This window comes from Frigidibacter albus (assembly GCF_009908165.1).
GTDB lineage: Bacteria > Pseudomonadota > Alphaproteobacteria > Rhodobacterales > Rhodobacteraceae > Frigidibacter > Frigidibacter albus.
Window position 1 is genome coordinate 111,013 of the sequence record NZ_JAAAUC010000002.1, and the last position, 11,813, is coordinate 122,825.

Annotated in this window: 14 protein-coding genes; 9 read left to right on the forward strand and 5 right to left on the reverse strand. The window is 66.8% G+C overall.

Features of this window, described 5'->3' with window-relative positions:
• Window positions 1-244 precede the first annotated feature (244 nt).
• Window positions 245-784 carry a hypothetical protein gene (locus GVY41_RS03065; protein WP_161343788.1) on the forward strand — a complete coding sequence of 180 codons (540 nt, stop codon included), beginning with the start codon at window positions 245-247 and terminating at the stop codon, window positions 782-784.
• A 143-nt stretch (window positions 785-927) separates the two neighbouring features.
• On the opposite strand, the gene rplI is transcribed toward GVY41_RS03065, so the two are convergent.
• The 3 genes from rplI to rpsF are packed head-to-tail and all read right to left on the reverse strand — an operon-like array spanning window position 928 to window position 2,235.
• Window positions 928-1,512: a 50S ribosomal protein L9 gene (rplI, locus tag GVY41_RS03070; protein ID WP_161343786.1), complete on the reverse strand. Its 585-nt coding sequence runs from the start codon at window positions 1,510-1,512 to the stop codon at window positions 928-930.
• A gap of 12 nt (window positions 1,513-1,524) precedes the next feature.
• Window positions 1,525-1,752, reverse strand: coding sequence for a 30S ribosomal protein S18 (gene rpsR, locus GVY41_RS03075; RefSeq protein WP_066813893.1), 228 nt, complete (start codon window positions 1,750-1,752; stop codon window positions 1,525-1,527).
• Between the two features lie 27 nt (window positions 1,753-1,779).
• Window positions 1,780-2,235, reverse strand: coding sequence for a 30S ribosomal protein S6 (gene rpsF, locus GVY41_RS03080; protein WP_161343784.1), 456 nt, complete (start codon window positions 2,233-2,235; stop codon window positions 1,780-1,782).
• A gap of 611 nt (window positions 2,236-2,846) precedes the next feature.
• Between rpsF and GVY41_RS03085 the strand changes: the two genes are divergently transcribed.
• Together GVY41_RS03085 and GVY41_RS03090 are read left to right on the forward strand one after the other, a co-directional pair.
• Complete coding sequence (locus tag GVY41_RS03085) at window positions 2,847-3,422, forward strand: YceI family protein (RefSeq protein ID WP_161343781.1); 576 nt, start codon at window positions 2,847-2,849, stop codon at window positions 3,420-3,422.
• 143 nt (window positions 3,423-3,565) lie between these two features.
• The gene (locus GVY41_RS03090) at window positions 3,566-4,024 is read left to right on the forward strand and encodes a hypothetical protein (RefSeq protein ID WP_161343779.1); all 459 of its coding nucleotides are present in this window, start codon (window positions 3,566-3,568) and stop codon (window positions 4,022-4,024) included.
• A 72-nt stretch (window positions 4,025-4,096) separates the two neighbouring features.
• Here the strand turns inward: GVY41_RS03090 and GVY41_RS03095 are convergent, their stop codons facing one another.
• Together GVY41_RS03095 and GVY41_RS03100 are read right to left on the reverse strand one after the other, a co-directional pair.
• Window positions 4,097-4,495 carry a DoxX family membrane protein gene (locus GVY41_RS03095; RefSeq protein ID WP_161343777.1) on the reverse strand — a complete coding sequence of 133 codons (399 nt, stop codon included), beginning with the start codon at window positions 4,493-4,495 and terminating at the stop codon, window positions 4,097-4,099.
• Between the two features lie 66 nt (window positions 4,496-4,561).
• On the reverse strand, window positions 4,562-5,740 hold the full coding sequence (locus GVY41_RS03100; RefSeq protein WP_161343776.1) for a cytochrome b/b6 domain-containing protein: 1,179 nt from the start codon (window positions 5,738-5,740) through the stop codon (window positions 4,562-4,564).
• A gap of 185 nt (window positions 5,741-5,925) precedes the next feature.
• On the opposite strand from GVY41_RS03100, the gene fabD reads away from it, so the two are divergent.
• The 6 genes from fabD (at window position 5,926) to mltG (ending at window position 11,778) form a co-directional block, all read left to right on the forward strand.
• Window positions 5,926-6,867: an ACP S-malonyltransferase gene (fabD, locus tag GVY41_RS03105; RefSeq protein WP_161343774.1), complete on the forward strand. Its 942-nt coding sequence runs from the start codon at window positions 5,926-5,928 to the stop codon at window positions 6,865-6,867.
• A 59-nt stretch (window positions 6,868-6,926) separates the two neighbouring features.
• Entirely contained in the window at window positions 6,927-7,664 is a 738-nt protein-coding gene (gene fabG, locus GVY41_RS03110) for a 3-oxoacyl-ACP reductase FabG (protein WP_161343772.1), read from the forward strand.
• A gap of 190 nt (window positions 7,665-7,854) precedes the next feature.
• Window positions 7,855-8,088 carry an acyl carrier protein gene (locus tag GVY41_RS03115; protein WP_066009325.1) on the forward strand — a complete coding sequence of 78 codons (234 nt, stop codon included), beginning with the start codon at window positions 7,855-7,857 and terminating at the stop codon, window positions 8,086-8,088.
• Window positions 8,089-8,319: 231 nt separating this feature from the next.
• Window positions 8,320-9,273, forward strand: a complete 954-nt coding sequence (locus GVY41_RS03120; RefSeq protein WP_161343770.1) for an arginase family protein — start codon at window positions 8,320-8,322, stop codon at window positions 9,271-9,273.
• Window positions 9,274-9,316: 43 nt separating this feature from the next.
• On the forward strand, window positions 9,317-10,579 hold the full coding sequence (gene fabF, locus GVY41_RS03125; RefSeq protein ID WP_161343768.1) for a beta-ketoacyl-ACP synthase II: 1,263 nt from the start codon (window positions 9,317-9,319) through the stop codon (window positions 10,577-10,579).
• A complete protein-coding gene (gene mltG / locus GVY41_RS03130; RefSeq protein ID WP_161343766.1) occupies window positions 10,579-11,778 on the forward strand; it encodes an endolytic transglycosylase MltG in 1,200 nt (399 codons plus the stop codon). The genes fabF and mltG overlap by 1 nt, the downstream gene beginning before the upstream one ends.
• Window positions 11,779-11,813: the final 35 nt, after the last annotated feature.

The following is an 11,813-nucleotide window of genomic DNA, read 5'->3' on the forward strand; positions in this document are numbered from 1 at the left end:
CGCCCGTCCGCCCCCTCGGGCGGGCGCTTTGCAACGCTTGCGCCTAGAAATTCGGTGGAGGCTGGTTGCACCATAAAGTGCGTAGAACTTCTGTTGGTCGCCCACCCGGCGGACAGGCGCTGCCCTGTGGCCGTGTCGCTACGACGAAGGCGCCCAGGAAACCCGGCCAAGGATCGATATCTGCGTTGATTTCCATGTCCGTTCCGCGCATGGTCCAGATCTGGATCGGCTGTGGAGAGATGACATGGATAGTGGCGAAAACGATGGGGTGTTGGGACTTATTCCACCTCGGCCCCCAGAGCGGAGGCGACAGGAGTTTATCGACGGCTTGGCGGAATTGCAGCTAAGGCCTTGGGATCTTGCGGCCAAACTCGAAAGGTTCGGCGATGATCGCCCATTCAAGGCGATCATCCGCAGCATTGATCGGATGATGTCCGGTGAAACCAAAGTCTCCCCGGAAATGTCAGTCATCGTGGAAATGCTGCTGCGACAGCACAGGCGCCTGACGAAGCGTCATGGCGGGCTGGATTGGACCTTGACCGAGCACGGGTCTTACCAAGCAGAGGTCGACGGGTGGTATGTCTATCTCTCTCCGCAAACGCGGGGGCGATGGATACTTGGATGCTCCTCTGGGCCATCGCGGCAGGACTACAGCCCTCCGTTCGGCCGGTGGCTCGACAGCCTGGCTGAAGCGAAGCACAAGGCGCTCGTTGAGGTGGAGGAGGGGATGAACGAGTACGCCGCGATTGAGCACGAGAACGAGGTCATGCAGTCAGCTCCCTGAACAAACTGTCGGCGGTCGGCGCTGATATGTCAGCGCAGACCCACAGAGGTGTCGCTGGCAACAGGCTAGGTGCCAGCCCCCCCCACAAAAAAGCCGCGCCCGGGTTTCCCCGGACGCGGCCAATCTTGCGCGTGCCTTGCGGCTCAGCGTTCGTCGCGGGGGTCGAAGTCGTTCTCGGCGCCCATTTCGTCGAACAGTTCCGAAACCTCGAAATCCGCAGCCGCTTCGGCTTCGGCGGCCAGTTCCTTGATCGACTTGCCCGAGGCCTGCAGTTCGGCTTCTTCAGCCGAGCGGGCGACGTTCATGACGATGGTCACGGTCACTTCGGGGTGCAGCACCACCGACACGTCATGCAGACCGAGGTCCTTGATCGGACGGATCAGCACGACCTGCTTGCGGTCGACGGTGAAGCCGGCCGCGGTTGCGGCGTCGGAGGCGTCGCGCGGCGTGACCGAGCCGTAGAGAGCGCCGGCATCCGATGCCGAGCGAATCACCACGAAGGTCTGGCCGTCCAGCTTTTCAGCCAGCGCCTCGGCTTCTTTCTTGGTCTCGAGGTTGACGGTCTCGAGCTGGACCTTGCGGGTTTCGAACGACTTGATGTTGACGTCGTTCGCACGCAGCGCCTTGCCCTGCGGCAGCAGGAAGTTGCGCGCGTAGCCGTCCTTGACGTTGACGACTTCGCCCATCTGGCCAAGCTTGGCCACGCGTTGCAGAAGGATGACTTGCATGTGCCTCTCTCCTTACTTCACGGCGTAGGGAAGCAAGGCGAGGAAGCGGGCGCGTTTGATCGCACGGGCCAGCTCACGCTGCTTCTTGGCCGAAACGGCGGTGATGCGGGCAGGGACGATCTTGCCGCGCTCGGAAACATAGCGCTGCAGCAGACGCACGTCCTTGTAGTCGATCTTCGGCGCGTTGTCGCCCGAGAACGGGCAGACCTTGCGACGGCGGAAAAATGGTTTGTTGGCCATGGTTATGGTTCTTTCCTCAAGCCTGGATCAACGACGGAAGCCGCCGCGGTCACCACCGCGGTCGCCACCACGATCGCCGCGGTCGCCGCCCCGGTCACCGCGATCGCCACGGTCCGGGCGATCGCCCCGATCGCCGCGATCAGGACGGTCGCCCCGGTCGTCGCGGCGCTGCATCTGCACCGACGGACCTTCGTCATGGCCATCAACCTTGATGGTCAGGACGCGCATCACGTCATCATGCAGACGGGCCAGGCGTTCCATCTCCTGCACAGCCGCCGCCGGGGCGTCGGTGCGCAGGAAGGCATAGTGGCCCTTGCGGTTCTTGTTGATCTTGTAGGCCATCGTCTTCACGCCCCAGTATTCGGAGCCGACAACCGATCCGCCATTGTCGGCGAGAACGGTCGAGAAGTGTTCGACGAGGCCTTCGGCCTGCGCGTTGGACAAGTCCTGACGCGCGATGAGAACATGCTCGTAAAGCGGCATGTATGCTCCTGTTTCTATAGCGCACTTCAACGGCGGGCCATCCTTCCGCGTCCCGCCACGAGAGGCTGCGCTGGTTGCCAATGTGCGAAAGGATGGGGCCTTATACACGAAGCCGCCCCGCGCACAAGCGCGGTGAGGGGTGGGGGGCACTAGCTTGGGACACTGGCCGAAACCTCGTGCCGACGCTTTTGTCGTTCCTTCCTTGCCCGGAACAAGGCGCCTTGGCGCCGCCGGGCAGCGCCCGCCTCCCGGCCCGGCCACGGGCCGGGCGTTCTTCGCGGAAATCCTCCACTGGAGGATTTCTTGTCGCTCATCACCCCCCTCGGGCGGGCGCTCCTCAACGTCGGCGCCTAGAACGTCGGTGGAGGGAGGCCGCGCCATAAAGCGCCTGGAGGCGCCGTTGCTCGCCCACCCGGCGGACGGGCGCTGCCCTCTGACTGTGTGGTCCTTTCCAGCGGATATGTGCATCCCGGACCGGACATTGGCAATTTTTCGTGTAAATCGGTGCACAGCTGCACAGGCCATGTTGGCCCCTGCCGAATTGTGCTGCACCTGCGAAGCGGGCACCTTGCGCGCCATCAGTTACCCCCCTTCCGCAGGAGATTGCGTCCATGAAGTTCCTCGCCCCCGCCGCCCTCGCTCTGGCGACCCTCGCCGCCCCGGCCTTCGCCGCGCCCGAGGCCTATGCGCTCGACCCGAGCCACAGCCAGATCATCTTCACCTACAACCACCTCGGCTTCTCGACCGGCACCGGCATGTTCTCGGGCTTCGAAGGTCAGATCCAGTTCGACCAGGAAGACCCGGCCGCATCTTCGGTGACCGTCTCCTTCCCGGTGACCACGATGCTGACCGGCTGGGAAGGCCGCTTCGAGCACTTCATGTCGCCCGAGTTCTTCGGCGCGAGCGAAGACAAGACCGTCTCCTTCACCTCGACCGGCATCGAAGTGACCGGCGAGAACACCGCGCTGATCACCGGCGATCTGGTGCTGAACGGCGTGACCAAGGAAGTGGTGCTGGATGCCAGGCTGAACCAGGCCGGCATACACCCGATGGAGAACAAGGAATGGGCCGGGTTCGACGCGACCGTGACCCTGCTGCGTTCGGACTACAACCTCGGCCTCTTCGCCCCCTATGTCTCGGATGAGGTCGAGGTGATGATCTCGGTCGAGGCGATGAAGGCCGAATAAGCCGGACTGATTTGAAGCGAAGGGGCCGCCTGAAAGGGCGGCCCTTTTTGCGTTTGGGGCAGGGACTCTGGCTTTGTGTTTCGCCCTTTCCACAGGAGTGGCTCCGTGTAACCCTCCCGGGCACAAGATCCCGGGGGCCGGCCATGCGTCAGATCATTCTTTCCTGCGCCATCGCGTTCTCATCATGGCAGCCCGCTCTGGGTGCGCCGGATCAAGATGTGGTCGGCGAAGTGTACTGTCTTCCGCTCGAGAGGCTTGCCGAGCCCGCGCAGGACATGGACGACTTGGTCGCAACGCTCGAGACGGCCAGTGTCCTGAGGATCACCGCAGTTGGAGCATCATTCGATGAACTGGGCTTTGGGTTCTCGGAGGCGTTTACGATCCGCCTGAATCATCTGGGCGTGGTCGTCATGTCCCAAGATGTGATGATAATGGACCAGATGGCGACCGACGCACCGGCTGGCGCAAACCACGATGACTTGCTGGACTTCGCCTCGCGGACGCTGATCTATGATGATTCAAGCGGACGCCTTGATGAGATGCGGGTGACATCTGCAACGCGCGAAGTTGAGCTTGTCGGCTACAGTTGCGCGCGGCGCTGAGCGGCGTACTTTCCTATTCTCTCAGGCAGCTACCTATAGACCTTGGGGGCTGAGCCCCCAATTATCGCTGGTTCACCCGAACCGCACCCAGGGCGTCGCCGCCGCAAGGACCAGCCCGCCGATCACCGCAACGTTGCCGAGGAAGGCGGCCTGCGCGGCGCCGCGCTCCGGCTCGGCCATCGTCCAGAAGTTCAGCATCCCGGCACTGACGCCGCCGGTGAACAGCGCCAGCAGCAGGGCGGGCAGCGTCACCATCAATCCCAGCCCCAGCAGCGCGCCCAGGAGGATCTGGACCCCCGCCGCGGCCATGGCCAGCCCCATCGGCTGCGGCATCCCGCGCGCCGCCAGATCGGCGGCGATCCGGTCCCGCATCGCCAGATGGCGCAGCCCGCTGGCGACGAAGTAACCGCCCAGCATCAGCCGCCCCAGCGACAGCGCGGCATAGGCGAGGACGTCGGAAAATGCGGGCATGGCGGGGGCTCCTGCTTGGCTCGGCTGAGCCTAGCGCCGCAGCGCGGCAGGCGCCACCCGCCGCCGTTACGGCGCGCGCACAGCCGTCAGCGCCACATCCACCTGCACAGTGAAGCCCACGGTCGTTTCGTCGCCATAGCTCGCGCCCATCCCGAAATCGCGGCGGTCGAGCGTGGTGCTGCCGGCCATGGTCGCCGTGTCGCCCTCGATGCCCAGGGTGAAAGGCAGGGTGGCCGGCACCGTCATCCCGCGCAGGTCCAGCGTGCCGGTGGCGACGAGGCCCGCTCCCTCATCTGCGATCTGCGCCGAGAACACGGCGGTCGGGTGGGTTTCGGCATCGAAGAACTCGGGCCCAAGCGCCTGCGGGGTTACCGATCCCAGTGTCAGCCCGGTTACCGGGATCGACACCGTGACCGCGCCTGTGCGCGTGGCCTCGTCATAGTCGATCTCGGCGGTCCAGCCGGTGAAGCTGCCGCTGACCTCGGCGCCCATCTGCTTCAGCGCAATCCCCAGCGTGCCCTCGGTCACCGTCCAGCCGGCCTCGGTGGCGCTGGCGACAGGCGCCGGGGCCGCCCCGGGCGGCTTGCCCGCCGGGGCGAACACGCCAAATCCGATCACCGCGGCCCAGACCATCAGCGCCAGCACGGGCGCGGCAAGGGACCCGTGCCGCGTCGCTATCCCACCCGCAACCCCGCGCGTCATCCGCGCAAGCGTCGCGTCGCGGTCGATCAGCGCGTGTTTCAGCGCCCCCAGCACATGCAGTCCGATGGCCGCATAAAGCACCAGCGCCGACGTGTGATGCACCGCCTTGGCCGCCCCCGCCACCGCCTCGGACAGCGGCACCAGCGGCAGCGCCTGCCCGAAGGGCCACAGGATCGGCGCGAAGCCGGCCACCGCCGAGTGATAAACCCAGCCCGACAGCGGCATCACCAGCATCGCGCCGTAAAGCGCCCAATGCACCACCTCGGCCGCCAGCGTCTCGGCGCGCCTTTCGGGATGCAGCGGCGCAGGGCGTGGCTGGACCAGCGCCCAGACGATCCGTACCAGCGCCGTGAAGAAGGCGGCGACGCCGATGGTCTTGTGCAGCGAAAAGACAGAGGCCAACCGCGCCACCTCGGCATCCGACCCGCTGGGAAGGTTGCCGGCATAGAGGCCAAGGCCGAGGGCGCTGAGGATCAGCAGGGCGGTCAGCCAGTGCAGGGCGCGGGCAAGGCTGCCATAGCTGGTGGCGGTATTGGCGATCATGGGCTCTCCGGGGGGCTGAAGCGTGGCGGGCACAAGATACCCCGCCCCGCGTCCCGCGCCCATCCCGGCCAGCGCACCGCGACTGTGCGGCGCTGCAGCATTCGCCCGCCCTGTTGTGCGCTGCCGCTTGTCCCTGTAAATGGCCGACAACGGCCGGAACGGCCACAGATTTGGAGGAGACCCCGATGACCCGCGCATTCGTGTTCCCCGGGCAGGGCGCCCAGACCATCGGCATGGGCCGGGCACTGGCCGAGGCCTACCCGGCCGCCCGCGCGGTGTTCGACGAGGTGGATGCGGCGCTGGGGCAAGACCTGTCGGCGCTGATCTGGGAAGGGGACATCGAAGCGCTGACCCTGACCGAGAATGCGCAGCCGGCGCTGATGGCCACCTCCCTCGCCGCCCTGCGCGCACTGGAGGCCGAAGGCATTGCCATCGCCTCCGCCGCCTATGTCGCCGGCCACAGCCTTGGCGAGTATTCCGCGCTCTGCGCCGCGGGCAGCCTGACGCTGACCGATACCGCCCGCCTTTTGCAACTGCGTGGCCGCGCCATGCAGCAGGCGGTGCCGGTGGGGGTGGGCGCGATGGCGGCGCTGCTGGGGCTCGACTTCGCCGCCGCCGAGGCGGTAGCGCGCGAGGCGGTGGCGGCGGGCCCGGGCGGCGAGGTCTGCCAGGCCGCCAATGACAATGACCCCGCGCAGGTGGTGATCTCGGGCCACAAGGCGGCGGTCGAGCGCGCGCTCGACATCGCCAAGGCCAGCGGCGCCAAGCGCGCGATCCTGCTGCCCGTCTCCGCCCCCTTCCACTGCGCGCTGATGCAGCCCGCCGCCGAGGCGATGGCGGCGGCGCTGGCCGACGTCACCATCCGCGCGCCGCAGGTGCCGCTGGTGGCGAATGTCCGCGCCGAAGCTGTGAGCGACCCGGCGGAAATCCGCGCCCTGCTGGTGGCGCAGGTCACCGGCTCGGTCCGCTGGCGCGAGAGCGTGGCCTGGATGGCGGCGCAGGGCGTGAGCGAATTCTGGGAGATCGGCGCTGGCAAGGCCCTGTCCGGCATGATCCGCCGCATCGCCCCCGGCGCCGCCACCCGCGCGGTGGGCACGCCCGAGGATGTGCTGGCCGCGAAAAGCTGACGGGTAGCGCGAGGGCGCCGGCGCTGTTATGGGGCTGCTGAGCAGACATGGAGGAACACATGTTCGATCTGACGGGTAAATCGGCGCTGGTCACCGGCGCTTCGGGCGGCATCGGCGCCGATATCGCGCGCGTGCTGCACAAGGCCGGCGCCACGGTCGCGCTGTCGGGCACCCGCACCGCGCCGCTGGAAGAGCTGGCCGCCGAACTCGGCGATCGGGCTCATGTGCTGGCCTGCAACCTTTCGGATGCCGAAGCGGTCGAGGCGCTGCCCAAGCAGGCGGCGGCGGCGATGGGCGCCGTCGACATCCTCGTCAACAATGCCGGCATCACCCGCGACAGCCTGTTCATGCGGATGTCCGATGACGACTGGGCTTCGGTGCTGGACGTGAACCTCACCTCCAGCTTCCGGCTCTGCCGCGGGGTGCTGCGCGGCATGATGAAGGCCCGCTGGGGCCGCATCATCAACATCACCTCGATCGTCGGCCATACCGGCAATCCCGGGCAGGGCAACTATGCCGCCGCGAAGGCCGGCCTCGTCGGCATGTCGAAAAGCCTCGCCACCGAGGTTGCCAGCCGCGGCATCACCGTCAACTGCGTGGCGCCGGGCTTCATCGCTACCGCCATGACCGATAAGCTGAACGATGAGCAGAAGGCGAAGATCCAGGTCCAGATCCCCGCGGGGCGCATGGGCAGCCCGGCCGAGATCGCCGCCGCCGTGCTCTATCTGGCCAGCCCCGAGGCCGGATATGTCACCGGCGCGACCTTGCATGTGAACGGCGGAATGACGATGATCTGACGCACCGGAAGGCACCACTTTTCGCACTTGCGAAAGCGGTTGCCTTCATACCACACTGTGCTATAGGCGGCGCAGACGGACCGGAGGGCGCCTATATGGCCGCTCCGGGGCGCCCCTGCGACGGGGTGGAAACCGCTCGGAGGCGAGCACGGACGGACAGGGCGGAATGCCCGCATAGTGAGGACAAGACATGAGCGACATCGCTGATCGCGTGAAGAAGATCGTCGTCGAGCATCTCGGCGTCGAAGAGGACAAGGTGACCGAGAACGCCTCGTTCATCGACGATCTGGGCGCGGACAGCCTCGACACGGTCGAGCTGGTGATGGCCTTCGAAGAAGAGTTCGGGATCGAGATCCCGGATGACGCGGCCGAAACCATCCAGACCTTCGGCGACGCGGTCAAGTTCATCACCGAAGCCTCCTGATCGGCCACGTCCGGTTCGCCGGATGGCCAAGGAATTGCATTGAAGACGGCGCCCCTCACCGGGCGCCGTTTTTGCGTCGGCACGCTCTTTCCCCTTTGCCTTTTCCAAATATCCTCGGGGGGGTCCGGGGGGGCAGACGGCCCCCCCGGCGCCAGCCACGATCCCCGCCTCTGGACATCCCGCGCCCCCTCGGCAAGGCTCCGGTCAAAATCCAGACAGGAGACAGCGCAGATGGCGACACTTGGCACGATGTTCGGCGCGGGCAAGACCGACACTTTCATGGGCCTGCCCAAGGGCGACCTCGCCAGCTTCACCGGCGGCGCGGCGATCCTTGGCGCCGGCGCCTGCACCTCCTATGCCAGCGTCGGGGCCTATTGCGCGGGCGGGCCGGCGGCGATCCGGGCGGGCGGGGCGCAATATGCGGCGAATCTCAGCCATATGAATTTCGATCTGGATGGCCCGGTGCTGCTGCCGGGCGCGGTGGCGGTCGATCTGGGGGATTTGCCGCAGGTGGATGGCGACGGGCCGGGCAACCGGGAGCGGATCCGCGCGGCGGTGGCGCAGGTGCTGGCCACGGGCGGGGTGCCGCTGCTGCTGGGGGGCGATGATTCCGTGCCGATCCCGATGATCGAGGCCTTTGCCCAAAGTTCAGAAAAGACCGGGCGCCGCGTCACCATCCTGCAGATCGACGCGCATGTGGACTGGCGTCAGGAGGTGGAGGGCGAGCCGCTCGGCCTCTCCTCCACCATGCGCCGCGCGTCGGAGATGGGGCATGTGGAGCGGATCGTGCAGGTCGGCCAGCGCGGCATCGGCTCGGCCCGGGAAAGCGACGTCGCGGATGCCACCGACTGGGGCGTGACCTTCGTATCCGCGCGCGAGGTGGCGCGGGACGGGCTCGCGCGGGCGCTGGCGGCGATCCCGGAGGGGGCGGAGATCATCATCTGCCTCGATTGCGACGCGCTCGATCCGGCGATCATGCCGGGCGTCATCGGGCGCACGGCGGGCGGGCTAAGCTATTGGGACACCGTCGAACTCATCGCCGGGGCGGCGGCGAAGGGGCGCATCGTCGCCTTCGACATGGTGGAGTTCATGCCGGACCGCGATATCGACGGGCAGGGGGCGCTGGTTGCCGCGCAGCTGCTGGCGGCGGTCCTTGGGATTGTTGCGCGTCAGGGCCAAGCCTAGTATCAGGTGCCACGAAGGCAGGAACTGGATACGGGAGAAGCCGATGCGTCGGGTGGTTATCACTGGGCTGGGTATGGTCACGCCGCTGGCTTGCGGGGTCGAGGCGACCTGGTCGCGGCTTCTGGACGGGCAGTCGGGCGCGGGCCCGATCACCCGGTTCGATGCAACGAACGTGCTGACGAAATATGCCTGCGAAGTGCCGTTCGGCGATGGCAGCGACGGCACCTTCAACCCCGATGACTGGATGGAGCCGAAGGACCGCCGCAAGGTGGACGACTTCATCCTCTACGGGATGGCGGCTGCGCAGATGGCGGTCGAGGATAGCGGCTGGATGCCTGAGGATGACGAGGGGCGCGAGCGCACCGGCGTGATGATCGGGTCGGGCATCGGCGGGCTGAACTCCATCGCCGAAACCGCGCTGCTGATCAAGGAAAAGGGTCCGCGGCGGGTGTCGCCCTTCTTCATTCCGGGCGCACTGATCAACCTCGTCTCGGGGCAGGTCTCTATCCGCTATGGCTTCAAGGGGCCGAACCATGCGGTCGTGACTGCCTGTTCCACCGGCGCCCATGCCATTGGCGATGCCAGCCGGCTGATCCAGTGGGGCGACGCCGATGTGATGATCGCGGGCGGCACCGAGAGCCCGATCTCCGAGATTGGCGTGGCGGGCTTCAACGCCTGCAAGGCGCTGTCGACCAAGCGCGCCGACGAGCCGACCAAGGCCAGCCGCCCCTATGATGCCGACCGCGACGGGTTCGTGATCGGCGAGGGCGCGGGCGTGGTGGTGCTGGAGGAATACGAGCATGCCAAGGCCCGCGGCGCGAAGATCTATGCCGAGGTTCTGGGCTATGGCATGTCGGGGGATGCCTATCATATCACCGCGCCGGCCGAGAATGGCGACGGCGCTTTCCGCAGCATGTCGGCCGCGCTGAAGCGGGCGGGGCTGACGCCTGCCGATGTGGATTACATCAACGCGCATGGCACCTCGACCATGGCCGACACGATCGAGCTGGCGGCGGTGGAGCGGCTGCTGGGGAACTCGGCGGCGGGAACCACGATGTCTTCGACCAAGTCGAGCATCGGGCACCTGCTGGGGGCTGCGGGCGCGGTGGAGGCGATCTTCTGCGTGCTCGCGCTGCGCGACCAGATCGCGCCGCCGACGATCAACCTCGATAATCCAGCGGTAGAGCCGAAGCTGGATCTGGCACCCAACAAGGCGGTGCCGCGGAAAATCGACGTGGCGCTGTCCAACAGCTTCGGCTTTGGCGGCACCAATGCCAGCCTGGTGCTGGGCAAGGTGGCGGGCTGATGTGGCGTTCCATTGCATCGAATTTCCTGACCCTGGCCATCGTGCTGCTGATCGGCGCTGCGGGCGTCGTGGCCTGGGGGCAGCGGCAGTTTACGCAACCGGGGCCGCTGTCGCAGGCCGTGTGCCTGCGCGTCGAGCAGGGGTCGAGCTTGCGCAGGGTGTCGGACGACCTTGAGGCGCAGGGCGCGATCACCTCGGGCTATGTGTTTCGGGTGGGTGCGGATTATACCGAGCGGGCGGACCAGCTGAAGTTTGGCTCCTACCTGATCACCCCCAATGCCTCGATGACCGAGATCGTCGATGCGATCACCAAGGGCGGGCAATCGACCTGCGGGACCGAGATCAACTACCGGATCGGGGTGCTGGTGGCCGAGGTTCTGGTGCGCGAGCTGGACCCGGAGACCAACCGTTACGTGGAAGTGGCGAAGTTCGATCCGGCCACGACCGCGGCGCCAGAAGCCTATGTGGACATTGCGGAAAGTGCCGATGTGCGGTTCCGGGTGACGCTGGCGGAGGGGGCTACCAGCTGGCAGGTGGTCGAGGCGCTGAAGCGGGCGGAGTTCCTGCAGGGCGAGCTCGGCGATGTGCCGCCGGAAGGATCCCTGGCGCCGGACAGCTATGAGGTGACGCGGGGCACCGCGCGGCAGACCGTGCTCGATGAGATGGCGCGGCGGCAGGCGGCGGCGCTGGAGGAGTTGTGGGCGAGCCGGGTCGACGGACTGCCTTATGACACGCCGGAAGAGGCGCTGATCATGGCATCCTTGATCGAGAAGGAAACCGGGGTTGCGGCAGAGCGGCGGCGGGTGGCGAGCGTGTTCGTGAACCGGCTGCGGCAGGGGATGCGGCTGCAGACGGACCCGGCGGTGATCTACGGAATTACCAATGGCCAAGGGGCCTTGGGCCGCGGGTTGCGGCAGAGCGAGCTGCGGCGCGAGACGCCGTTCAACACCTATGTGATCGACGCGCTGCCTCCGTCACCGATTGCCAATCCGGGGCGCGAGTCGATTGCCGCGGCGCTGGACCCGGAGGAGTCGGATTACCTTTACTTCGTGGCCGATGGCACCGGGGGGCATGCGTTCGGGCGCACGCTGGACGAGCATAACCAGAACGTGGCGCGCTGGCGCGAGATCGAGCGGCAGCAGGGCGAGCAGGTGGTGCCGCAGACAGTGCAGCCGGCGGAGGCTCCGCCGGCCGACTGAGGTTAACCTTTGCGAAAACGGAAAACCCCGCCAGA

Bases quoted from the DNA above. Each gene is read 5' to 3' on its own strand.
- GVY41_RS03100 (WP_161343776.1), bottom strand. From the start codon at position 5,740: ATGATCGCCAATACCGCCACCAGCTATGGCAGCCTTGCCCGCGCCCTG.
- rpsF (WP_161343784.1), bottom strand. From the start codon at position 2,235: ATGCCGCTTTACGAGCATGTTCTCATCGCGCGTCAGGACTTGTCCAAC.
- GVY41_RS03095 (WP_161343777.1), bottom strand. From the start codon at position 4,495: ATGCCCGCATTTTCCGACGTCCTCGCCTATGCCGCGCTGTCGCTGGGG.
- fabG (WP_161343772.1), top strand. From the start codon at position 6,927: ATGTTCGATCTGACGGGTAAATCGGCGCTGGTCACCGGCGCTTCGGGC.
- rplI (WP_161343786.1), bottom strand. From the start codon at position 1,512: ATGCAAGTCATCCTTCTGCAACGCGTGGCCAAGCTTGGCCAGATGGGC.
- GVY41_RS03085 (WP_161343781.1), top strand. From the start codon at position 2,847: ATGAAGTTCCTCGCCCCCGCCGCCCTCGCTCTGGCGACCCTCGCCGCC.
- fabF (WP_161343768.1), top strand. From the start codon at position 9,317: ATGCGTCGGGTGGTTATCACTGGGCTGGGTATGGTCACGCCGCTGGCT.
- GVY41_RS03090 (WP_161343779.1), top strand. From the start codon at position 3,566: ATGCGTCAGATCATTCTTTCCTGCGCCATCGCGTTCTCATCATGGCAG.
- rpsR (WP_066813893.1), bottom strand. From the start codon at position 1,752: ATGGCCAACAAACCATTTTTCCGCCGTCGCAAGGTCTGCCCGTTCTCG.
- GVY41_RS03065 (WP_161343788.1), top strand. From the start codon at position 245: ATGGATAGTGGCGAAAACGATGGGGTGTTGGGACTTATTCCACCTCGG.
- fabD (WP_161343774.1), top strand. From the start codon at position 5,926: ATGACCCGCGCATTCGTGTTCCCCGGGCAGGGCGCCCAGACCATCGGC.
- GVY41_RS03115 (WP_066009325.1), top strand. From the start codon at position 7,855: ATGAGCGACATCGCTGATCGCGTGAAGAAGATCGTCGTCGAGCATCTC.
- GVY41_RS03120 (WP_161343770.1), top strand. From the start codon at position 8,320: ATGGCGACACTTGGCACGATGTTCGGCGCGGGCAAGACCGACACTTTC.
- mltG (WP_161343766.1), top strand. From the start codon at position 10,579: ATGTGGCGTTCCATTGCATCGAATTTCCTGACCCTGGCCATCGTGCTG.